At 42.3% G+C, this 22,443-nt stretch carries 20 protein-coding genes, 3 tRNA genes and 1 rRNA gene; all 24 read left to right on the top strand.

What is annotated here, in order from left to right:
* The first annotated feature begins 161 nt into the window (after nucleotides 1–161).
* A complete protein-coding gene (recQ, locus tag VEHSUH05_RS02445; protein WP_105090644.1) occupies nucleotides 162–1,994 on the top strand; it encodes a DNA helicase RecQ in 1,833 nt (610 codons plus the stop codon).
* Entirely contained in the window at nucleotides 1,991–2,782 is a 792-nt protein-coding gene (locus VEHSUH05_RS02440) for a thymidylate synthase (RefSeq protein WP_105090643.1), read from the top strand. Before recQ ends, VEHSUH05_RS02440 begins: the two co-directional genes overlap by 4 nt.
* Before the next feature lie 10 nt (nucleotides 2,783–2,792).
* Nucleotides 2,793–3,287, top strand: a complete 495-nt coding sequence (locus tag VEHSUH05_RS02435) for a dihydrofolate reductase (protein ID WP_054674681.1) — start codon at nucleotides 2,793–2,795, stop codon at nucleotides 3,285–3,287.
* Nucleotides 3,284–5,599 (top strand): Tex family protein, encoded by a 2,316-nt coding sequence (locus VEHSUH05_RS02430; protein WP_245875916.1) that lies wholly within the window; start codon nucleotides 3,284–3,286, stop codon nucleotides 5,597–5,599. The genes VEHSUH05_RS02435 and VEHSUH05_RS02430 overlap by 4 nt, the downstream gene beginning before the upstream one ends.
* Before the next feature lie 258 nt (nucleotides 5,600–5,857).
* Nucleotides 5,858–7,342 carry an aldehyde dehydrogenase family protein gene (locus tag VEHSUH05_RS02425; protein ID WP_054674683.1) on the top strand — a complete coding sequence of 495 codons (1,485 nt, stop codon included), beginning with the start codon at nucleotides 5,858–5,860 and terminating at the stop codon, nucleotides 7,340–7,342.
* Nucleotides 7,343–7,501: 159 nt separating this feature from the next.
* On the top strand, nucleotides 7,502–7,894 hold the full coding sequence (locus VEHSUH05_RS02420) for a hypothetical protein (RefSeq protein WP_105090641.1): 393 nt from the start codon (nucleotides 7,502–7,504) through the stop codon (nucleotides 7,892–7,894).
* Nucleotides 7,895–7,966: 72 nt separating this feature from the next.
* Entirely contained in the window at nucleotides 7,967–8,278 is a 312-nt protein-coding gene (locus tag VEHSUH05_RS09360) for a hypothetical protein (RefSeq protein ID WP_245875915.1), read from the top strand.
* Nucleotides 8,279–8,301: 23 nt separating this feature from the next.
* Nucleotides 8,302–8,898 carry a hypothetical protein gene (locus VEHSUH05_RS09355; protein WP_245875914.1) on the top strand — a complete coding sequence of 199 codons (597 nt, stop codon included), beginning with the start codon at nucleotides 8,302–8,304 and terminating at the stop codon, nucleotides 8,896–8,898.
* A gap of 22 nt (nucleotides 8,899–8,920) precedes the next feature.
* The gene (locus tag VEHSUH05_RS02410; protein WP_105090640.1) at nucleotides 8,921–9,316 is read left to right on the top strand and encodes a hypothetical protein; all 396 of its coding nucleotides are present in this window, start codon (nucleotides 8,921–8,923) and stop codon (nucleotides 9,314–9,316) included.
* 592 nt (nucleotides 9,317–9,908) lie between these two features.
* Nucleotides 9,909–10,070, top strand: coding sequence for a hypothetical protein (locus tag VEHSUH05_RS09285; protein WP_170007089.1), 162 nt, complete (start codon nucleotides 9,909–9,911; stop codon nucleotides 10,068–10,070).
* A 522-nt stretch (nucleotides 10,071–10,592) separates the two neighbouring features.
* Nucleotides 10,593–12,137, top strand: coding sequence for a degradosome RNA helicase CshA (cshA, locus tag VEHSUH05_RS02395; protein WP_105090638.1), 1,545 nt, complete (start codon nucleotides 10,593–10,595; stop codon nucleotides 12,135–12,137).
* 171 nt (nucleotides 12,138–12,308) lie between these two features.
* A complete protein-coding gene (locus tag VEHSUH05_RS02390; RefSeq protein ID WP_038117737.1) occupies nucleotides 12,309–12,728 on the top strand; it encodes a Fur family transcriptional regulator in 420 nt (139 codons plus the stop codon).
* 150 nt (nucleotides 12,729–12,878) lie between these two features.
* Complete coding sequence (locus VEHSUH05_RS02385) at nucleotides 12,879–13,715, top strand: deoxyribonuclease IV (RefSeq protein ID WP_105090637.1); 837 nt, start codon at nucleotides 12,879–12,881, stop codon at nucleotides 13,713–13,715.
* Nucleotides 13,716–13,941: 226 nt separating this feature from the next.
* Nucleotides 13,942–15,117, top strand: coding sequence for an exonuclease SbcCD subunit D (locus tag VEHSUH05_RS02380; RefSeq protein ID WP_105090636.1), 1,176 nt, complete (start codon nucleotides 13,942–13,944; stop codon nucleotides 15,115–15,117).
* The gene (locus tag VEHSUH05_RS02375) at nucleotides 15,118–18,201 is read left to right on the top strand and encodes an AAA family ATPase (protein WP_105090635.1); all 3,084 of its coding nucleotides are present in this window, start codon (nucleotides 15,118–15,120) and stop codon (nucleotides 18,199–18,201) included.
* 153 nt (nucleotides 18,202–18,354) lie between these two features.
* Entirely contained in the window at nucleotides 18,355–18,729 is a 375-nt protein-coding gene (locus VEHSUH05_RS02370) for a VOC family protein (protein ID WP_105090634.1), read from the top strand.
* Nucleotides 18,729–19,436: a tRNA threonylcarbamoyladenosine dehydratase gene (locus tag VEHSUH05_RS02365; RefSeq protein WP_038117724.1), complete on the top strand. Its 708-nt coding sequence runs from the start codon at nucleotides 18,729–18,731 to the stop codon at nucleotides 19,434–19,436. The genes VEHSUH05_RS02370 and VEHSUH05_RS02365 overlap by 1 nt, the downstream gene beginning before the upstream one ends.
* Nucleotides 19,433–19,867 carry a peptidylprolyl isomerase gene (locus VEHSUH05_RS02360; RefSeq protein WP_038117722.1) on the top strand — a complete coding sequence of 145 codons (435 nt, stop codon included), beginning with the start codon at nucleotides 19,433–19,435 and terminating at the stop codon, nucleotides 19,865–19,867. Before VEHSUH05_RS02365 ends, VEHSUH05_RS02360 begins: the two co-directional genes overlap by 4 nt.
* 4 nt (nucleotides 19,868–19,871) lie before the next feature.
* On the top strand, nucleotides 19,872–20,501 hold the full coding sequence (locus VEHSUH05_RS02355; RefSeq protein WP_105090633.1) for a hypothetical protein: 630 nt from the start codon (nucleotides 19,872–19,874) through the stop codon (nucleotides 20,499–20,501).
* A 171-nt stretch (nucleotides 20,502–20,672) separates the two neighbouring features.
* Complete coding sequence (gene speE / locus VEHSUH05_RS02350) at nucleotides 20,673–21,512, top strand: polyamine aminopropyltransferase (RefSeq protein WP_038117715.1); 840 nt, start codon at nucleotides 20,673–20,675, stop codon at nucleotides 21,510–21,512.
* 241 nt (nucleotides 21,513–21,753) lie between these two features.
* A tRNA-His gene (locus VEHSUH05_RS02345) sits at nucleotides 21,754–21,829 on the top strand.
* Between the two features lie 24 nt (nucleotides 21,830–21,853).
* Nucleotides 21,854–21,928 (top strand) — tRNA-Gln (locus VEHSUH05_RS02340).
* 4 nt (nucleotides 21,929–21,932) lie between these two features.
* Nucleotides 21,933–22,008, top strand: a tRNA-Lys gene (locus tag VEHSUH05_RS02335).
* 346 nt (nucleotides 22,009–22,354) lie between these two features.
* Nucleotides 22,355–22,443, top strand: a 16S ribosomal RNA gene (locus VEHSUH05_RS02330); the annotation flags it as partial.

The following is a 22,443-nucleotide window of genomic DNA, read 5'->3' as shown; positions in this document are numbered from 1 at the left end:
TTTGCACTCGAATAGAATATTTCAGGAAAGATAATTATCCGGATATGCTGAAAGAATTACTTGTAATATGCTAAAATAATACAATGAGATGATTTAAATAACGGTATATTGAATTATTCTCGTTCTGACAATGTACCGTAAATAGCGATGAAAGGGGGGCGATGAACGAAATGATATCTAAACAGGCCTTGCGCATGTTGGAAACATATTTCGGGTATACCTCTTTCCGTCCGGCTCAGGAAGCACCGGTTGCTTCTCTTTTACGCGATGAGGACGTCATCGGTATCATGCCGACAGGTGCAGGGAAGTCTATTTGCTTTCAGATACCGGCCCTTTGTAAATCGGGGCTGACCATTGTGTTTTCACCACTTATTTCACTTATGAAAGATCAGGTGGACGGCCTGGTGGTGCAGAATATTCCGGCGGCTCTCATCAACAGTACTTTGACGCAGGCCGAGTTCAATAAGACCATGTATGAGGTGCGAAGCGGTAAGATTAAACTGCTGTACATTGCACCGGAGCGATTGGGATCCAATTTTTTCTGCAATGTGTTGCGGGCGTTACCGATTGCACAGGTCATCGTGGATGAGGCGCATTGTATCTCCGAGTGGGGCCATGATTTCAGACCGTCATATCGACTCATCGGTGAATGGTTGCGTTCGTTGCCGAAACGACCTGTTATCGGCGCTTTCACGGCGACGGCGACAAAGTCCGTAGAAAATGATATTAAGCAGTTGCTGGGATTGCAGGAGGCGAATGTGTATGTAACGGGATTTGACAGGCCGAACTTGTCATTTTCCGTTATTCGCACGCCGAAGCGCATGGACTATGTGGTGCATTATGTGCGTCAACATATGAGTGAAAACGGCATTATTTATTGTTCCACCCGTAAGGATGTGGAACGTGTTTATGATAATTTGACCCGTGCCGGCATCAAGACCGGTTACTATCACGGCGGTTTGTCCGATGAGGTGCGTCATAAAATGCAAAATGCGTATGCAGATGATACGTTACAGGTCATGGTGGCGACTAACGCTTTCGGCATGGGTATCGATAAGAGTAATGTGCGCTATGTATTGCATTACCAGATGCCGCGCAATATGGAATCCTACTATCAAGAGGCGGGCCGTGCCGGCCGTGACGGAGCGCCGGCGGAATGTATTCTTCTCTACAGCGGTCAAGACGTGCAGGTGCATAAATATCTGATTGAGCAGTCCATTGAGTCCCCGATCCGGCAAGAGATAGAGATGCGTAAGTTGCAGGCCATGATCGATTACTGTTTCTGCAGTTCCTGTCTGCGTAAATATATGCTTAGCTATTTTGGTGAAAGCACTGTCTGGACATCTTGTGATAACTGCAGTTCCTGTAAGGGGGATAATGAGCGCGTCAACGTGACGCGAGAGGCGAAGGCCGTTTTCCGTGCTATTATGGGAACGGAAGAACGCTACGGGGCGACGATGATTGTCGCCATTGTCAGAGGCGAACGGACGGAGCGGATTACACGTGCCGGACACGATGCATTGCCGGTGTTCGGTGCTCTCAGCGATGTGGATGAAAAATCTCTAAAAGGCCTTATCCAGCAATTTGTAGCATCCGGTTATCTGCACAGTTCCGGTGGAAAATATCCGGTTCTGTCATTGACGGCCGGTGCTGAAGAGGTCTTGGCGGGACGTAAAGAGGTGGAGGAAATCAGACAACATGTATCCGTGCCATCTCGCCGCAGCAAAGTTTCTACGCGTACGGGAACGGCGGGGACACGGAATGCTGCAGGTGGGCTCTTTGAGCATTTACGGCAACATCGCAAAAAGTTGTCTAAAGAGGAAAACCTCAGACCGTACCTTATTTTTCCCGATACGGTGCTCATCGATTTAGCTAATTTAAGACCGACTACATTGGGGGAATTCGCTAATGTAAAAGGTGTAGGGGAAGCGAAGCTTAAAAAATATGGTCTTTCATTTTTGCAGGCCATTTCTGAATATAAGGGGGATTTATGAGTTTAGCAGATACACAATACCTCGGTATTATTGAAAATATTTTGAATAATGGGATTTACGGTCAGAATCGTACCGGTGTGGCGACTTACAAATTACCGCATCAGATCATGCAGTTTGATTTGCAGGAGGAATTTCCGATTTTAACGACGAAATTCGTCGCTTTCAAAACGGCTGTAAAAGAATTGTTGTGGATTTGGCAAATGCAATCCAACGATGTGCGTAAACTACAGGAAATGAATGTTCGCGTGTGGGACGAATGGATGCGCGAAGATGGCACTATCGGAAAGGCGTATGGGTATCAAATCGCGAAATACAAGCAACTGGATAACCTTATTAAAACGATTAAAGAGGATCCTGACAGCCGTCGTATGATCGTTACGCTCTGGAATATCGAAGATCTGCCGGATATGGCGCTTCAGCCTTGTGCGTATGAAACACTGTGGGATGTAGGAAATGGTTATTTGAACTGTATGCTCATTCAACGGAGCGGTGATATGGGCCTCGGTGTCCCTTTCAATACGGCGCAATATGCGGCTCTTGTGTGTATGATTGCGCAGGTGACGGGACTTAAACCGGGAAAATTTACTCATGTCATTAATAATGCTCATGTTTACGAAAACCATGTGGATGCGTTGCGTGAACAGCTGGCTCGTCGAGAACAGGCATTGCCTGCACCTAAGATTATCATCAATCCGGAGGTGAAGGATTTCTACGCTTTCACACCGGAAGATATTTTGCTCGAAGGGTATGAGCATTTAGGTAAGTTATCTATGACTGTGGCTGTATAAGAGGAATACTATGTTAGCATTAATCGTGGCCGTAGCGCGTAATCGTGTCATCGGCAAGGATAATTCACTGATTTGGCATCTGCCGAATGATTTGAAATTTTTTAAGGAAAAAACGACGGGGCATGTCATTATCATGGGACGTAAGACATTTGAAAGCTTACCGTTCTTATTACCAAATCGGGAGCATTGGGTCATTACTCGTGATAAAGGTTTTAATGCGCCGGAAGGCGTTCGTATATTCCATAGCGTCGAAGCGGTTGTGGAAGCATCGAAGACCCTTGATGCGGCTTATATCATCGGCGGTGCCCAGGTGTATGAAGCGTTTTTGCCATATGTAGATATTATGTACATCACCGAGGTTGATCACGACTTTGACGGGGATGTATTTTTCCCGGAATTTTCAAAGGATGATTTCCTTGTTGAATCCGTTATGGATGGCATCGTAGATGAGAAAAATCAATATCCTCATCGTTTTGTAACGTATCGTAGAAAGGCAGCTAAATGAGTGAAAGAATGTTTGCCATCATCGGCAGTGAATTAAATGTTAAGCCGAAGCAGGTACAGGCGGCAGTAGAGTTGTTGGACGAAGGAAATACGGTGCCGTTTATCGCGCGGTATCGTAAAGAGGTGACGGGAGAGCTGCAGGATGAGCAGTTGCGCACGATTGAGGAGCGCATAAAGTATTTGCGTAATCTGGAAACACGCCGTCAGGAAATCATCACATCCGTCACGGATCAGGAGAAGATGACTGATGAATTGATGAAAGCCTTGGAGTCGGCTACGAAATTACAAGAGTTAGAGGATTTGTATCTGCCGTATCGTCCGAAAAAGCGGACTCGCGCTATGATTGCACGAGAACGTGGCCTTGAGCCGTTGGCGATGATGATGCTCGAGGATACGGAAACGAGCGGCGACCCATTTGCAATTGCTGCGGACTATATTACGGAAGAGGTACCGACCGCGAAAGAGGCTCTTCAAGGCGCATCGGATATCGTAGCGGAAATCGTCAGCGACAGTGTGGATTTTCGTGCATATCTGCGTAAAAAGATGTGGAATGAAGGCTATATTCAGGCCGAATTATCCGGTGAAGAGGACATACAGCAGCAATTTCTGCAGTATGCGGACTATGCCGAGCCTGTACGCCAAATGCCGTCCCATCGTATTTTGGCGGTTAATCGCGGTGAGAAATTAGGTGCTTTGAAATTAGCTCTAACTGTACCAGGAGACACCTATGTTGCTTACATGGTTCAAAAGTTAGAGAAAAATCCGAAGTCCATATTTAGTGAATATAAGGCGGCTGCCGTAGCGGATGCCTATAAGCGTCTTATTTTCCCGGCATTGGAACGTGATATACGCAATGAATTGACGGAGCATGCCGATGAACAAGCTATTAAGGTGTTCGGCGTAAACCTTAAAAACTTATTGCTTCAACCGCCATTAGCAGGGCATGTTATCATGGGACTTGATCCGGGATACCGCACGGGTTGCAAGATGGCCATCATCGATCAACAGGGTAATGTGCTGGACTATGGTGCTTACTACTTAACGAACAGTGAAAAGCTTCGTAAAGAAGCGCAAAAAGTGTTAGCGGATAAGATTCGCAAGTTCAAGGTAACGCTCTTGTCTATCGGTAACGGAACGGCGTCGTATGAGACGGAACAGTTTGCATCTACCATGATTGAAGAGGAAAAACTGGATTGTCACTATATCATCACCAATGAAGCGGGGGCATCCGTGTATTCCGCATCGAAATTGGCAATCGATGAACTACCGGATCTGGATGTAACCATTCGCGGTGCCGTATCTATTGCACGCCGTGTACAAGATCCATTGGCGGAATCCGTTAAAATCGATCCGAAATCCATCGGCGTCGGTCAATACCAACATGATGTAAATCAGAAGCAATTGACCCATACATTGGATCAAGTGGTGGAAACCGTGGTAAACCACGTCGGGGTAGAACTAAATACGGCATCCCCGGCTATCTTGCAGCATGTTGCAGGCATTTCTAGTGCTGTGGCTAAAAATATTGTTGCATACCGTCAGGAGAACGGCGTATTTAAAAGCCGTAAGGAATTGTTAAAAGTACCTCGTTTAGGTCCTGCAGCCTTTACACAATGTGCTGGTTTTCTCCTCTTACAGCATGGTAAAAATCCGTTAGATAATACATCTGTCCATCCAGAGTCTTATGAATTGGCGGAACGCATTATCGGTGAATTGGGGTTTACGCTGAAAGATATTCAGGATAAATCACAACTGGAAGCGCTACAAGTGAAACTTCCGTTGGTTGATGCGGAGCGGTTAGCTAAAAAACTTGATGCAGGTGTGCCGACTGTTCGGGATATCTTAGCGGCTCTTGCTAAACCGGGTCGCGACCCTCGGGAAGATTTACCGGCTCCATTGACCAGAAAACACGTAGTGAGCCTTGAGGATATCAAGGTAGGTACAGTTGTAAAAGGTACCGTTCATAATGTAGTTGATTTCGGGGCTTTCGTGGACTTTGGTCTTAAAACGAATGGTCTATTACATCGCAGCGAGCTTTGCAACAGCCGTCAGCACCCATCTGATGTGCTTGCCGTAGGTGATATTATCGAAGCGCAAATCATCTCTGTTGACGTAAAACGCAATCGCATCGGTTTGTCTGTAAAAGCATTGCAACCGGAAAAGCCTAAGAATAACGATAATAATCGTCATGGAAATAACAACGGTCAGCGTCGAAATAATAATAACCGTAATAATAACCGTAATAATGGTGGACGCCAAAATGATAATCGCAATAATGGTTCTCGTAACAATGGGGATCGTCGTAAATCATAATTTATTAGAAATCTAGTTAATCTACATTAACAAATTTAAAATGATAGTCATTCTTGACTAAAAGTTATTATACCCAAAACCGCACCCTCTATGGTTTTAGAGGGTGTGGTTTCTCTATATAGCTAAAAATTATGCATGTTAATGCAGAACAGATATATCGAAAACAATATATCTAATTGAAAATTTTAGATGTAAGGAGTATGATGGAATCACAGAGGGGAAATTTCCAAATCATATTCCTAAAGAGGAGGTAATGCAATGAGCTTGAACCTTAAAGAAAGATATGGACTTTTAATTAATAATGAATGGGTAAAGGCATCTGACGGTGCTGAATTTAATGTATATAACCCTGCTAATGGCGAACAACTCGCTATCTGTGCAGAGGCGACGAATGATGATGTTGATAGAGCTGTAGAGGCTGCAACAGAAGCTTTCAAAACATGGAAAAAAGTATCTCAAGTAGAACGCGCTGATTATTTGTTAAAAATTGCGGAGACTATCGATGCGCATAAAGAACATTTGGCGCAAGTTGAAACATATGACAACGGTAAACCTATCCGTGAAACATTGAACGTGGATATTCCACTTGGGGCTGACCATTTCCGTTACTTCGCTGGCGTGCTTCGTTCCGAAGAAGGTTCTGCACAAGTATTTGATGAAAATACATTAAGCCTTATTGTTCGCGAACCGATTGGCGTTGTAGGTCAAGTTGTGCCTTGGAACTTCCCATTCCTGATGGCCGCTTGGAAATTGGCACCAGCTCTTGCGGCAGGTTGTACAGTTGTTATCAAACCTTCTAGCCACACATCTCTTAGCCTTTTAGTATTAGGCGATATTTTGAAAGAAATCTTGCCACCAGGTGTCGTAAACATCATCACTGGTAAAGGTTCTAAATCCGGTCAATATATCCTTGATCATCCTGGTTTCAGTAAACTTGCTTTCACAGGCTCTACAGAGGTAGGTCTAGATGTATATAAAGCAGCATCTGAACGCTTGATTCCTGCTACATTGGAATTAGGTGGTAAATCTGCGAATATCTTCTTTGATGATGCGAACTGGAAACAAGCTCTTGATGGGGCAATGCTCGGCATCCTCTTCAACCAAGGTCAAGTATGCTGTGCCGGTTCCCGTATCTTCGTACAAGATACAATTTACGATAAATTCGTAGCTGAACTTGCCGCACTATTCGATAAGGTGAAAGTCGGTTTGCCATGGGATCCATCCACTCAACTCGGTTCCTTGATCTACGAAGATCAAGTTAACAAAGTACTTAGCTATGTAGACCTTGCAAAAGAAGAAGGTGCTCGCGTCGTAGTCGGTGGTGTGCGTGTTACTGATGGTGAACTTGGTAAAGGGTGCTTCGTAAGACCTACTCTTATCGCAGATGCTACAAATGATATGCGCGTAGCTCGCGAAGAAATCTTCGGACCTGTAGCCGTTGTCATCAAATTTCACAGCGAAGAAGAAGTTATCGAACAAGCAAATGACAGCTTATACGGCCTTGGCGGTGGCGTATTCACTCAAAACATCAACCGTGCTATCCGCGTAGCTCGCGGTATCGAAACAGGTCGTATGTGGGTAAATACATATAATTCCATCCCTGCAGGCGCTCCGTTCGGCGGCTATAAACAATCCGGTATCGGACGCGAAACTCACAAAGTTATCCTTGAGCACTATACTCAAATGAAAAATATCATCGTAAACTTGAGCGATAAACCATCTGGGTTCTACGACTTAGATTAATAACATATCAATTTCTCCAATAAACTATAACAAAGAGGCACCTTGAAGGAGGTGCTTTTTTGTGTTTAATATAGGAGATCAATATCTTAAAAGTGAGGAGCTGTCGTATGCTATAATTAAGAACGTCTAAGAGTGTATTGTAAAAGAGACTGGTGAAAAATGAGTAAACTTGAAACATTAGGATATTTTTTTGTTTTTATGTCTATGTCGTTATCTATAGGGTTATATAAACTTGAGATTAGTAAAGTTGTCATTGATGAGGAGTTTGAATATATAAAAAAGCATAGAGTTTTTGGTAACCTAACAAAGTATTTATCTATAACTTCTATTATAAGTTTAATAATATTAAATCTTAAATTTATAATCGACAAAGATTATAAATTTATAGTCAGTTATGGCAGTGTTTGGTTGTTTTTCTTCTTTTTTACAATGCTTACAGGGCTTTGTCAGAAGAGAGACAGTGTATATTTTAAACGGAGTCTTGTTGCAATGTGCTCCTTATTATTTGCTATGGTTGTGTATGCTTATGCATTTAGGAATGTATTATTTTAATAGACCATATATCAATTCTGACTTTATTAATATAAGTGTTATTTTGAGAGGGAACTTATGAATTTAAAGTGAGTGCTTAAGTGGATTGGTTGTATCATTATCATAATAATATTGATTTATATCATCATAACGGGATTATTGATATATTTCTTGGTGGGTGGCGACTTTAAAAATAGTTTGATTTATTTAAGTGAACTTCAAGAGAGCGGATTATACTATGGCAATGAAAATCGTAAGATTGCTGATAATGTAGTTGCTGTTCATGAGGTGGATAATAAACTCTATTACATAACTTTAGACGGTATTGGTATTTTTGATGAAAATGTAAGTTTGCTAGATGCTTGGAATAAAGATATAAATATAACACTTTCATTCCTCGGATAGATGCTTAAGAAACGCAATTTAATGTGAGTCTTGATGAGTTATACCCTAATATTTCTAGTCTTGATGAAAGTGATAGAGATATATGGCATGAAATCTTTTTTGATAGTAAACAACGATATACAAGTTTATACGCTGGACATCCTATAAAGCTACCTTTCTATGTATCGTATAGAAAGGAAAATCAGATTAAGCATAATGATATAGTAGATCTTTCTACAGGGGCTATTATTGGTGAGCATGGTAGTGAGCATATTTTAAGAAATAATGCTTATTATAATTTTGAATTCGGAAAATTGACTAAAATTGATTTCTATCAGAAGGCTATATATAGCTATTATTCTGATAATCTTGATATAGGTCGGTTTAGCAAGAATAATGCAGATGATGAGAGATATGAATCTTATGCACGAAATGAGCTAGATAGAGTAAGAACGAAAGATTTGGAGGTATTACCTAATTTATTGAATCAACGATTTATAGTGTTTAATTCCTTTAACGAGTTTTCTGAGTTTGATAAAGATACTTTTGAAGCATTAGCCATCAATGCAATTAAAAATCGGAAGGCGTTACAATTAGGGCCATTAGAAAATCAAACACTTCGTCAGTATTTGAGTAAGTAGTTATATAGTGGATGGTGGGAAAATGAGTAAACTTGAAACATTAGGATTTTTTTTTGTTTTTATGTCTATGTCGTTATCTATAGGGTTATATAAACTTGAGATTAGTAAACGTGTCATTGATGAAGAGTATGAATATATCAAAAGGCATAGGGCTTTTGGCGATTTAACCAAGTATTTAGCAATAATTGCAATTATAAGTATAATTCTATTAAATTTTAAATTTCTAATTGACAAAGATTATGCGTTTATGGCCTGCTTTGGTGTTGCTTGGGGCGTATTCGTGCTTTTTACAATGTGTACAGGTTTTTATCAAAAGCGGAATAGTTTGTATTATAAACGCGGCCTTTTTGCTATTTTTTCTATACTATTTGGTATTGCTGGTTCTGCTTATGCATTAAAAAATATATTCTTTAAATAGCAAATATATTAATTTTGACTTTATTAATATAAGTGTTATTTTGAGAGGGATCTTATGAGTTTAAAAAGAGTACTTAAGCGGATTGGTTGCATTTTTCTGACTTTTATCCAGTGCGTATAGTTCAGGTGAGGCGTATTTTATATGGATCAGTTTCAAATAAGTAAAATGTTAAACATGAATAATCTACAAGATATTTTGAGTCCTGGTAAAGTAAATGCAATGAAGGTGAGCAGATATATAGATTTTTGTTAACAAATGAGTATTATATATCTAGTGAGTATGAAGTAGTAAATAGTCTCTTTAAAGTTATGCTTATAAATAACTTGTGGGATGCTCAAATTGCATTGCGATATTTTGAGTATTTAAATTATGAAAGTTGGGAATAAGAGTGTTTAATAATAAGAGGTGCACTTTTAGAGAATAATATAAGCTTGGCAGGTGAATTCTGCTTAGAAACCAAATTAGTTCAAAATGGTCTTAGTTACTTTAGAGAAACTGCTATTTGGAGAGGTTCTGATTATGATAATGAGGATATTCCGGTATTTTTAGTAGAGTGGGCGATTGGATATGATTATTTGAGAAAAACTTTTTTATGAAATCAAATAATTATTCTATTGGTATTTCTGGGAATCCAGCATTATATGATATTGAAAATGCATCTACAGAGGAAGAACAAAAAGAAGGTGTGTTTGAATTTGTTAAGGATTTATTTTCTAGAAATAAAAAAATGATTAAAGGACAGTATAAACTATGATTCAGTTAGATTATCTATTAATTATAGGAGTATTACTTAGTGTTTTACTCTTTCTTTTGGTTGGAGTATTTTACTATAGTAAATCTAAACTTTTAAAGGGCCTAAATATTTGGTTTTTAATAATACTTAGTGGTCTATTGAGTTATTTATTATATCCTTTATATGAACTGACAGATTATAGAGCAGAATTTACATCAATAGTTATTATTGCTGCGATAATCATTAAAATAATTATCAATTTATCTATATTTATGATAGCTGATAGAATAACAACAAAATGGATTTCTAAATTACTATTAATTCTATGGGTTGTTTTTGTTGAATGCTTGTATACGTCTATTCATTTATCGTACATTGTTTTGCTATGTGTAACAGGTGGAATTATTTTAATGGAACGTTTTAGGGGGAGAAGAAATCCTATTTAGTTCAGATTCAGAATTACTCTTATAGCTCTCACACTCGAAATATGATATACTATTCAAATGCGCATAGTTCGTGCGCGATAGGAGGAAACACATTTAGATGTTAGAAAAATTTGAACAATTAATGATTAGCGAACCTGTTCTAAGAGCGTTAAACGATATGGGCTTTGAAGAGCCTACGCCAATTCAACAGGAAGCTATCCCGGTAGCCATGAGCGGTAAAGATATGATCGGTCAGGCTCAAACAGGCACCGGCAAGACCGCCGCATTCGGCTTACCTGTATTGGAACGCGTAGACGGGAACGAGCGTCACGTTCAAGTAGTGATTTTATCCCCTACACGAGAATTAGCTATTCAAGTAGCTGAAGAGCTTAACAAAATGGCTCAGTACACGAATATCACGGCCTTGCCTATTTACGGCGGTCAAGATATCGGTCGTCAGTTCCGTGCATTGAAAAAGAACCCTCAAATCATCGTTGCCACACCGGGCCGATTGATGGACCATATGGATCGCGGTTCTATCCACTTTGACCATGTGAAAGTTGTCGTATTGGACGAAGCCGATGAAATGTTAAACATGGGCTTTGTTGATGACATCAATAAAATTTTAGGGGCTATCCCGGAAGATCATCAGACATTGTTGTTCTCTGCTACGATGCCGAAAGCCATTCAACAATTGGCTGAAACGTATTTAACAGAGCCGACCTTGATTCGCATGAAACCGACTCAAGTGACGATGGACTTGATTGAACAATACTATATCGAAGTACAGGACCGTCAAAAATTTGATGTTCTTTGCCGTCTGTTTGATATTCAGACACCTGACCTCGCTATCATTTTCACGCGTACGAAACGCCGTGTTGATGAAGTGACGGAAGGTCTTAAGAAACGCGGTTACATGGCGGAAGGCATCCATGGCGATTTGTCTCAGCAAAAACGGGACAGCGTAATTCGCCAATTCCGTGAAGGCACTATCGATATTCTTGTTGCTACGGATGTAGCGGCTCGTGGTCTTGATATTTCCGGCGTGTCTCACGTATATAACTATGATATGCCTCAAGATCCTGAAAGCTATACACATCGCGTAGGTCGTACAGGCCGTGCCGGTAAGGCGGGTCAAGCTTTCACGTTCGTTATTCTTCGTGAAATGGAGCATTTACATGCTATCGAGCGTTTAACGAAACGTAAAATCGCACGCCGTCGTGCACCTTCCTTAGGTGAAGTCCTTGAAGGTCAACAACGTTTGGCAATTGAAAGCCTCGTTGAAATGACGGATAATTTAGAGGCATTGGCGCCGTTTAAAACGAGTGCCGAGGAGTTGTTGAACGATACGGATTCCGTAACGCTGTTAGCAGCGGCTCTTAAATTGTTGACAAAGGAACCGGATACGACCCCTGTTAATATTACGGAGGAAAAACCGTTGCGCGTACGTCGTCGCCGTGATAGCAGTCGCGGTCGCAGCGACCGTCGCCGTCGTGACGGTGATCGTCGTCGAGATGGAGATCGTTCTCGTCGCAGTCGTGATGACCGCAAAGGTGATCGTAGAAGTGACCGTCGCCGTGATGATCGAAAGTTTGATCGTCCACGCGGTGAGAAGAAACAACGCCATCAAGGGGAAGGCTTTAAGCCGTACTTTAAAGATTGATATGATGTGGATTGCTTTTGGGCAATCCACATTTTTTATTACCTAATACTTGCTACTGTTTATCTTGATAAATGGTGAGAATTTTGCTATAATAAAGAATAATTATTTCTTGTAAATGGCCGATAATGGCCAATACCTTGTAGATTTCCAAGTGGAGAAAGGTAGATTATTATGGATATCGCACAGATTTTACGTAGTCAGGGGTTTAAGGTAACACCACAGCGTATTGCGATTTATGATGCTTTGCGTGCTCATCATGATCATCCGACGGCAGAAATGTTGTATCATACATTGCGTCCGGAACATCCAAGCATGAGTTTAGCCACCGTATACAAGACAATGGAGATTTTTGAAAAAATCGGTCTTGTGAAAATTTTAGAGGTCGGTGATGAACGGGCTCATTACGATTGGGATACGGAGGACCATTGCCACATCCGTTGCATTCGCTGCAACAAGGTGGAGGATTTAATGGGCGTCGATTTGAAAGCTATCTCGGAGATTGCTAATCAAGGTAGCGATTATCGAATTATAGGTCAACACATTACCTTTGAAGGTGTTTGCCCGGCCTGTGCTAAAAAAGAAAGTCATTAATACATAACCCCTGTCGTTGAAGGGCTGCCTTCACGGTAGGGGTTTTATAGTTTTAATACAGGGACGATTCATTTTGGTTTATAGGTTTATGTTAGGTGTATTATTAATAGATTGTAAGATTTTAAGAATTTTTCAGGTTAGAGGTGTTTTATGTTTGTTATAGGTAGTCATTTATCAATCAGTAAAGGTTATTTACATATGGGGAAAGAAGCGACCGCTATCGGTGGCAATACGTTCCAATATTTTACCCGCAACCCTCGTGGTGGCGGCATGCGTGCATTAGATGTTGAAGATATGAACGCTCTTGATGCATATATGAAGGAACATAACTTCGGAACGATTTTAGCACATGCGCCGTATACATATAATCCGTGTGCGGCGAAGGAGGATTTACGAAATTTTGCTAAACAGTCTATGATGGAGGATTTGGAGCGCATGGAATATCTGCCGGGACAGATGTATAACTTTCACCCGGGCAGTCATGTGAAGCAAGGCGTGGATCAAGGAATTGAATATATCGTCGACTGTTTGAACGAGGTGCTGTTTCCTGGCATGAAGACCACGGTTCTGCTGGAAGTGATGGCGGGGAAAGGTACTGAAGTGGGTTCCCGTTTTGAAGAAATTGCCCGCATCATCGATGGCGTTAAACTGAAAGAATATATGGGCGTCTGTGTCGATACCTGCCATATTCACGAAGGAGGCTATGACATTATAGATGATTTGGACGGCGTGCTTGATGAATTTGACCGATTTGTAGGGCTAGACCGTTTAAAGGCAATTCATCTCAATGATTCTAAAAATCCTCGCGGTGCTCATAAGGATCGTCATGAAAAAATCGGAGAAGGGCATATCGGCATCGATGCTATCGCAAGAATTGTCACCCATCCGAAGTTGACGAATTTGCCGTTTTATTTGGAGACGCCTAATGAATTGGACGGATATGCACGAGAAATCAGCATGCTTCGCTCCATCGTTGAAAATGCTTAATCTTGGTTTTATATGTAGCGGTTAACGTTTTGATAAAAGAGTTACACAAAGCAGATACAGTATTTAAGAAGTACATATAATGTTTACAGTCTATATAATGTCTACAGGCCATATAGGCCTATAGAGTATATGTCATGATTTTAGCAAGATGTATTGTGATGGTGTTCATTGTATAATAAGGGTAATGAATCGATTGTTATTTTAGTTTGGGGAAGGGCGGCTTGTTATGCGTTTGCTACATACGGCGGATTGGCATTTGGGGCGTATCTTTTACGGTCAATACTTAACAGATGATCAGGCCCATGTGTTAGAACATCAGTTTTTCCATATCCTTCGTGATGAAAAAATAGATGGAGTGCTTTTGGCGGGCGATGTATTCGATCGTGCGGTACCGCCTGTGGAGGCTGTTGAATTATGGGATTCCATCATTACCCGCCTCGCCATGGATTATAAGATTACCTTGTTTGTGGTCAGCGGAAATCACGATGGGGCGGAACGGCTCGAGGTCGGTCGTTCGATGCTCGGCCGTTCCGGTATTCATATCTGGGGGGCTCCGCAACGTTCATTGGAACCCTATGTTTTCGAGGCTTCCGATGGGGCGGTGGCAATCTGTCCGATGCCTTTTAGCGAGCCGAGACGTATAGCGGTTAGTCTAGGACTTGGTGAAAGTATATCTGCCGAGGAGTCGGTTACTAATCTTCATAGTTATGACCATATGTATCAGGCCTGGAGTGAACATCTGCAGAGTCAGGTTCCGAACGGTATGCGTTCTATCGCACTTAGTCATGCCTTTGTGATGGGCGGCGAGGTAGGCGGTTCAGAGCGCACCTTATCACTTGGGGGCAGCGAGATGGTTAATCCGGCTGTATTTAAAGACTTTCATTATACGGCTCTCGGTCATTTGCATGGACCGCAACGCATGGGGGCGGACTATATTCGTTATAGCGGATCTCCTTTAAAATATTCCTTTGATGAGCATGCGCAGAAAAAATCTTTTACCATTGTCGATATGGATGGGAAAGGGCAGGTTGAGGTTGATACCATTCCTGTTGAGGCGAAGCGGGATGTGGTGATTCTTGAAGGATATTTTGAAGATTTGCTGAATAGTACAGCTCTTCAAAATGCATATCGTGATGATTATGTACAGGTTCGCCTGCTCGATACGATACCGGTAATGGATGGAATGGCAAAGTTGAGGCAAGTGTATCATCAGTGTATGACCATTGAGCTGGTCGGCCGAGTTGCAATGCCGACGGCGGAAATATCGGATCCTATTTTTAAATCGCTTAATGAGCGGGAGCTGTTCAATCAATTCGCCGAGTCTGTCTGGCAACAGCCGTTGACGGAGCGGGAAACATCCTATATCAATTCTTTGTGGGACCGTATCGTAAAGGAGGACTAAATGAAGCCTATTTCATTGACTATGCAGGCCTTCGGTCCGTATCGCGATACGATATCATTGGACTTTAATGCACTGGAAGGTCATTCGATGTTTCTTATTTCCGGTCCTACGGGGGCGGGGAAAACATCTATTCTGGATGCCATCGTATACGCGTTATATGGCGAGCCCAGCGGAGAAGTGCGCAAGACGGATGCCATACGTAGCGATTTTGCGGAACCTCATACGATGACGCGCGTTGAATTCACCTTTGCCATCGGAGAAAAAGAATATCGTATAGAGCGATTACCGAAGCAGTTGGTGGCAAAGAAACGGGGCACCGGTATGCGTGAACAGAATGCCAGTGCGACCGTGTATGCTATGGAGGACGGTGAATGGCAGGTGATTGCCACATCGGCGGCAGCTGTACGTGAATCCGTTCAAAGTATTATCGGATTTCGGAAGGACCAATTTTTACAGGTCGTCCTTTTACCGCAAGGAGAATTTCGAAAATTACTGGTCGCGTCTACGGGTGAACGTGAAGAATTACTGCATACGCTGTTTAGAACCGAGTTGTACCGAAGATTACAAGAGGCTTTAAAGGAGGCGTACGAATCGTCCAAGCAGGGAATTGAGGAAAATCTGACTAAACAGCAGATTGTTTTGCAATCGATTCCCCACGATGAAGATACACCGATATTGACGATAGAGCATGTACGGCAATTATTAGCGTCCCGCGTACCGCAACGCGATGTACTTGAGAAACAACGTGATGAGGCGGTGCGCATTGTTGCGGATTATGATGCATTGCGTAACAGATGGGCTTTATATAATCAGGTGAAACAGTCTTTGCTTGATGCACAAATCGCTCTGGATAAGGTGAAAGCGAAAGAACCTGAGCGATGTAAACTGGCTCGGCAAGTACAGTTCTTGACGGCCTTAAAGCCTGTATATGAATTATATAAACAACATAAAAATAAGGCGGACAACTTACATACGTTAGAGAAAACCTTGGCGGAGGCACAGACGTCACTGGTTACAGCTCAAGTGGTTGAGGCCCAATGTTGTAAAGCTTATGAGGTGCTACAGGCGCAGTCGGATGCGATGCAGAAAAATCGGGTAACGTTGACGTACTGGGAACAGCAGGCTGAAAGCTTGATAGAATTAGAGTCGACTCAAAAGGAACTCGATTCTTTAATAAAAAAACGTGCCGAGTATGATGTGGTACAAGCTGAGAAAGCCGCTTTGCTCGGACGGGAGAACGTTCAAAATCTACAACATGAGATACAGACTTTGCGGGACAGGATAAGTTCAAATATAAAAGAAACTGATCGGATTCATACCGTAAAGGACAGACTGTCTGTACTGGATACTTTCAAAACAGTACAGTCTGAATGGCAGACACTTTCACATGCTATGGATAATAAAGTCGAGAGATTGTCTAAATTAGATAATGAGGTGCATTCCGCCAAAGTACAGTTGGAGCGCTTGGAACATCTGTTACAGGAGGGGCGCGCTTATGAACTGGCCGACCTTGTAAAAGATAACGCACCGTGCCCTGTGTGCGGTTCGTTGGAACATCCTGCGCTGGCGAAGAAGCCGGAGTTATATCCTACGAAGAAAGAAGTGGACACGGCTCGCAAGTTATATCAGGATTTGATAGAAACGTTGGCGAAGGAGCAGGGCGCGAAAGAGTCTCTGGCGCAGAGAATAGCTGAAGCTGAAGCAACTCTTGATAAACAACAAGATGATATTGCCTCTATGATCGACGGATTTTCTGCTGATACTTTCGATGATACCTATACGTCTTTGCGAGCTGATGTGATTCGATTAGAAGCGTTGCGTACGGATACCGAGGTACTGCAGGATACACTTCGCCACAAAGAAGAGGCACTTGTTGCTGCGGAGAAGGAGGTTTCTGATTTAGAAAAGGCTAAGGATACTGTCGCATCAGAGGCTCACCGATTAGATGTGAAAATCGGAACGGTTCAGGCGAAAACGGATACGCTATCGGTTAATTTGCGTATAGATGATATCGATACTTGGCGGATAAAGCTGACTAACTTGAAGGCGGAGTTAAGCACATACGATGAGGATGTCACGAAGGCTCGAACGCGACTGGAAAGCGCACGACAAACGGTTAGCGGTGATAAAGGTCGTGTCGATACGTTCACGTCTCAGGTTAGACAGGAGGCAGAATCTTTAGCAACTGTTCGTAAAGCGTACGAACAGTCTCTTGCGGCGATAGACTTGGTAGAGTCTGAATTTGAAGAACAACTGGCGGACTATGAACAATGCGATACGTATCGTGAGAAGTTAAAAATATTAGATGATGATTATCAGAAGGCACAAGCCGTATATGAATCGGCACAAAAGAAATCGGATTCAACAGTAAAGCCTGAAGATATGGTATCTGATGAAATGTATGAAGCCGCGGTACAATCCCGTGATGATATAGTAGGCGCTCTTGCCACATGGGACAAGGAATCAGAACAAATAGAGGATGCACTCCGGAAATTAGAAGTCCTTGATGCGGCTATGGGTGAAGCTTGTGATGAAGTGGAATTTCTTGGACGTCTTAATGATTTAGCGAATGGCGGAGCACAAGGCTTTAAAAATGTTACCTTTGAGCGTTATGTATTAGGTGCTATCTTGGATGAAGTGGTATACGCGGCGAATTTACGATTGCAGAGAATGAGTCGCAGCCGTTATTTTTTAGAACGGTCCGACTATATTGGCGGCGGACGAGGTAAGCAGGGGCTTGATTTAGCCGTGATGGATGCTTTCACGGGTCAGTCGAGGCCGGCGAATACATTATCCGGCGGAGAAACATTTCTCGCATCTATGGCGCTAGCCTTAGGCTTGGCGGATGTTATTCAAAGCTATGCAGGCGGAATCCATATGGATACGATTTTCATCGATGAAGGGTTTGGTACTTTGGATCCGGATACGTTGGAACTGGCGATGGAAACCTTGGTGCAACTACAATCGTCGGGACGCCTCATCGGCATTATATCCCATGTGCCTGAGTTGAAATCCCGTATACCGGCACATCTTGAAGTAACTCGTGGCGATGCTGGCAGTACGGCGCGATTCGTTATTAATTAGGCGGATTATATATTTGATGTAAAAATGGTTATATCCGTTGTGGAATATGATAGATACCGTGATTTACAATATATGGTATGGAATTGCTAAATGTGATACTATTATAGAAGGATAATTCCTACAAAAACATACTGTATTTATAAAGGAGTTTCTATGAAGTTTTCTTTTGCTCATAATAATATCAATGTGAAGGACTTAGACAAGAGTCTTGCTTTTTATAAAGAAGCATTACTATTGGAGGAGTCCCGTCGGCTGGAGGATCCAAGCGGTGCTTTCATCCTCGTGTATCTGAAGAGCCCTTATACGGCACATGAGCTTGAACTCACATGGTTGCGCGATTGGAATCGCCCTTATAATTTAGGGGATAATGAATCCCATTTGGCCTTCTATGTGGATGATTATGAGGCGGCGCTCAAAAAACATAAAGACATGGGTGTCGTAGCTTATGAAAATACGGATATGGGTATTTATTTTATTGCGGATCCTGATGGGTATTGGACGGAGATTATTCCGTCAGGTAAATATTAATGGAACATATGCTGACGCGTCTCGAATGGTTAGTGGGAGCGGATAAAATCGACACGTTGAAAGATACATCTGTCGCCCTGTTTGGGGTAGGCGGTGTCGGAGGCGGTGCTTTAGAGGCACTTGTTCGTGCCGGTGTGGGGCGTATAGTTTTAATCGACGGGGATTCGGTTGCACCCAGCAATTTAAATCGTCAGATGATTACGACCTATGCATCCATAGGTCGACGCAAGGTGGAGGTCGCTAAGGAACGCGCTCTTTCCATTAATCCTGATGCAGTCGTTGAAATACACGATATAATGTATACGGAGGAATCGCATCCCGGTTTTATTGAAAGTTTGCGTGTCGATTATGTTATCGATGCCATTGATATGGTGACGGCAAAGATCAATATTATCGAGGTGTGCCAACGTGAAAGTATCCCCGTAATTTCCTGCATGGGCGGGGGAAACCGTTTTTATCCTGAAAAACTGATGATTGCCGATATTTCTAAATCCCATACGTGTCCGTTGGCACGCGTTATGCGGCGAGAACTAAAAAAACGAGGCATAAAAAAACAGTTAGTTTTATTTTCTGCAGAAAAACCGACGAAGCCACAGTTTCGGGGCGATGAAACGAGCCCCGGTACATGCAGTTTTGTGCCACCTGTGGCGGGTTTTATATTAGCAGCCCATGTGTTGCGTACGATTTTGGAGGTACCTGAACAATGAAACAAGCAAAAATTCATATGGCTAATGGCGGCGATATTGTAATTGAACTATTTGATAAGGAAGCACCTGGTACGGTGGAAAATTTTGTTGAGCTGATTAAGCAGGGCTTTTACAACGGCCTTACATTCCATCGTGTTATTCCCGGCTTTGTTGCACAAGGCGGCTGTCCTATGGGAAATGGTACAGGTGGTCCCGGCTATACAATTAAAGACGAATTGATCGGTAATCCTCATAAACATGAAAGAGGCGCTTTGTCCATGGCGCATCGCGGCCCTAATACGGGCGGCAGTCAGTTTTTTATCGTATATGAACCGCAACCTCATTTAGATGGCGTGCATACCGTATTCGGTAAAGTGATTGAAGGCATGGATGTTGTGGACGGTATCCATCAAGGAGATATCATGGAAACCGTAGAAGTAATTGAAGGCTAGTAAGATGACTGATGTATCGATTAAACATCCTGAGTGGTTATATATCGATGTGAACGGTAAGATATCACATGGTTATGATCAGGAATGGTTTAAGGACGAGTGGCAACGTTTGGCCGGTTGCGGTCCGACGACGGCCACACAAGTATTGAGCTATTCACAGTTTCGTGATGGGGTGCTCGATGTTGCGACTACATCTGATCAGGCGCTTGCATTAGAACGCATGAATCTGGTGTGGAATTATGTTAAACCGCGTTTTGGTGGCGGTTTATATAAAACGCAATGGATGGAACGTGGCTTGGATCGCCTTTTAGGTGATGAAAGTTTACCTTATGAGGTACATATGCTTACTGTCTCTCCGTTCTGTGCCTCTCGTGTAGAGGTGGAAGCGGCAGCTAAATTTATCCGTGATGCGTTGGCGCAAGATGTGCCCGTAGCATTTTTGAATCGTCATAAAGGTAAGGAACGAGCTCTTTACACATGGCATTGGGTTCCTATTTATAAGATTTTTAACGCTGGTGACGATATTCGTTGCGGCATCTTTGACGAAGGTGAAATTCGTGACTTTTCATTAGCGAAGTGGATGAAAGATACCATTTTAGGCGGCGGCTTCTGCTATATTAGTCGCAAGGGATAGGGCGTATAAGGTTATCGATATTGTTCTATACGCATCGCAGCTTTCTGCGATGCGTTATATTATTAATTAGTCGAGTATATATAGTTAAGTTCACTATTATGTAATTGTATTAATTTTCTATAGTCAAATAGGTTTTTAACAGTAGGTTGTAAGCAGTAGGAGGTATTTATCGTGAGTCAATGGATTACAGAGGAGCAGACACCTTATTTGCGTCTCAGTGCCGAGGCGGAAGAGGTCGTATATTCCGGTGAGTCTGAATTTCAGAAAATCGAAGTATTTAAGTCCAAAGAATATGGAATGATGCTCGCGTTGGACGGTGTATTCCAAACATCCGAGCGCGAAGAATTTATCTATCATGAAATGATGAGTCACGTACCTTTGTTTTTACATCCTAGTCCGGAACGCGTGTTGATTATCGGCGGCGGCGATGGCGGTGTGGCACGGGAATGTGTGCGCCATGACTGTGTGAAAGAAGTAACAATGGTTGAAATCGACGGCAAGGTTGTGGAATTGGCAAAACAATATTTGCCAACCATCGCTAAAGCTATGATTGAGAACAACCCTAAGCTGACAGTGAAAATCGGTGACGGTATAGGATTCATGGCGGAAGCCGAAGACTACTATGATGTTATTATCGTGGACTGCTCCGACCCGATCGGTCCGGGGGAAGGCCTGTTTACTGAAGATTTTTATAAGAATACTCTGAAAGCGCTAAAAAAGGACGGTTTATTTGTGCAACAGACAGAATCACCTATGTTGCATCAACCGCTGGTGAAAAAGGTGTTCGGATATGTTAACAGCCATTTTCCGATTGCGCGACTCTACATGGCGTTTATTCCGATTTATCCGGCGGGCATGCATTGCTTTACGTTGGGATCTAAAACCTTTGATCCTTTAACGTGGACGCCTAATCGCGAACAAAATTTTGAAACTCAATATTATAATCAGGATATTCAAAAGGCGGCTTTTGCATTGCCTAATTTTGTGAAAGCATACTTGCCTAAGAAGTGATAACCTATAAATAGTTAAATCCTCTTTTATATATTGGTACGAGTCTTTGAGTATTGAAATGAAACAATTCTCATAGTAAGAGGCGGAAATATATAAAAGAGGATTTTCTATGTATAAAAGGTCAACTCCTTGTGCGCCCGGAAAATATGAGAAAGTTATAAAAAGGTGTTGACACTACTCTCTAAAACCGATATAATTCTTTTTGTTACAAAGGCAACATGCCTTTGATACCTACAAGGTGGTGGGTATGGTGAAGCGGTTAACACGGCGGATTGTGGCTCCGTTACGCGTGGGTTCGATCCCCACTACTCACCCCATAACCTACACATCATAATCAATGTAGGGGTGTCGCCAAGTGGTAAGGCAACGGACTTTGACTCCGTTATGCGCTGGTTCGATCCCAGCCACCCCTGCCAACATGACTCACTAGCTCAGTTGGCAGAGCACCTGACTTTTAATCAGGGTGTCCCGCGTTCGAGTCGCGGGTGAGTCACCAAATTTAAACTCACAAACTTAGGTTTGTGAGTTTTCTATCTCTATTTTTAGAGAATTTGGTTGTGATTGTGAGTATAAATATGGCGAGAAATTTTGGGTAAAAGTAAATTGAAAATCTCATGAAAAAGAGGTTGACGATTTAAAAAATGATTGCTATACTTATACAAGTCGTTAGGTGAGAACCTGATGAACAGATCTTTGAAAACTGAACAATGATAGGTAATCAATCAAAACGATTGAACATATGCCAGAGTGCGGGTTTTGACGATGTCAAAACCAACCATAATTCAAAGCTACTTAAGTGTAGCGACAACAAAACAAATGAGCTATTCAAATAGCTTCAAGATATCTTGGAGAGTTTGATCCTGGCTCAGGACGAACGCTGGCGGCGTGCTTAACACATGCAAGTCGAACGAAGAGCGACGGAAGCTTGCTT

It is taken from the genome of Veillonella denticariosi JCM 15641 (genome assembly GCF_002959855.1).
Classification (GTDB): domain Bacteria; phylum Bacillota; class Negativicutes; order Veillonellales; family Veillonellaceae; genus Veillonella; species Veillonella denticariosi.
The sequence above is the reverse complement of the archived record's forward strand: the minus strand, read 5'-3'. Positions and strand labels throughout refer to the sequence as shown.

Bases quoted from the DNA above. Each gene is read 5' to 3' on its own strand.
- recQ (WP_105090644.1), top strand. From the start codon at position 162: ATGAACGAAATGATATCTAAACAGGCCTTGCGCATGTTGGAAACATAT.
- VEHSUH05_RS02440 (WP_105090643.1), top strand. From the start codon at position 1,991: ATGAGTTTAGCAGATACACAATACCTCGGTATTATTGAAAATATTTTG.
- VEHSUH05_RS02435 (WP_054674681.1), top strand. From the start codon at position 2,793: ATGTTAGCATTAATCGTGGCCGTAGCGCGTAATCGTGTCATCGGCAAG.
- VEHSUH05_RS02430 (WP_245875916.1), top strand. From the start codon at position 3,284: ATGAGTGAAAGAATGTTTGCCATCATCGGCAGTGAATTAAATGTTAAG.
- VEHSUH05_RS02425 (WP_054674683.1), top strand. From the start codon at position 5,858: ATGAGCTTGAACCTTAAAGAAAGATATGGACTTTTAATTAATAATGAA.
- VEHSUH05_RS02420 (WP_105090641.1), top strand. From the start codon at position 7,502: ATGAGTAAACTTGAAACATTAGGATATTTTTTTGTTTTTATGTCTATG.
- VEHSUH05_RS02410 (WP_105090640.1), top strand. From the start codon at position 8,921: ATGAGTAAACTTGAAACATTAGGATTTTTTTTTGTTTTTATGTCTATG.
- VEHSUH05_RS09285 (WP_170007089.1), top strand. From the start codon at position 9,909: ATGAAATCAAATAATTATTCTATTGGTATTTCTGGGAATCCAGCATTA.
- cshA (WP_105090638.1), top strand. From the start codon at position 10,593: ATGTTAGAAAAATTTGAACAATTAATGATTAGCGAACCTGTTCTAAGA.
- VEHSUH05_RS02390 (WP_038117737.1), top strand. From the start codon at position 12,309: ATGGATATCGCACAGATTTTACGTAGTCAGGGGTTTAAGGTAACACCA.
- VEHSUH05_RS02385 (WP_105090637.1), top strand. From the start codon at position 12,879: ATGTTTGTTATAGGTAGTCATTTATCAATCAGTAAAGGTTATTTACAT.
- VEHSUH05_RS02380 (WP_105090636.1), top strand. From the start codon at position 13,942: ATGCGTTTGCTACATACGGCGGATTGGCATTTGGGGCGTATCTTTTAC.
- VEHSUH05_RS02375 (WP_105090635.1), top strand. From the start codon at position 15,118: ATGAAGCCTATTTCATTGACTATGCAGGCCTTCGGTCCGTATCGCGAT.
- VEHSUH05_RS02370 (WP_105090634.1), top strand. From the start codon at position 18,355: ATGAAGTTTTCTTTTGCTCATAATAATATCAATGTGAAGGACTTAGAC.
- VEHSUH05_RS02365 (WP_038117724.1), top strand. From the start codon at position 18,729: ATGGAACATATGCTGACGCGTCTCGAATGGTTAGTGGGAGCGGATAAA.
- VEHSUH05_RS02360 (WP_038117722.1), top strand. From the start codon at position 19,433: ATGAAACAAGCAAAAATTCATATGGCTAATGGCGGCGATATTGTAATT.
- VEHSUH05_RS02355 (WP_105090633.1), top strand. From the start codon at position 19,872: ATGACTGATGTATCGATTAAACATCCTGAGTGGTTATATATCGATGTG.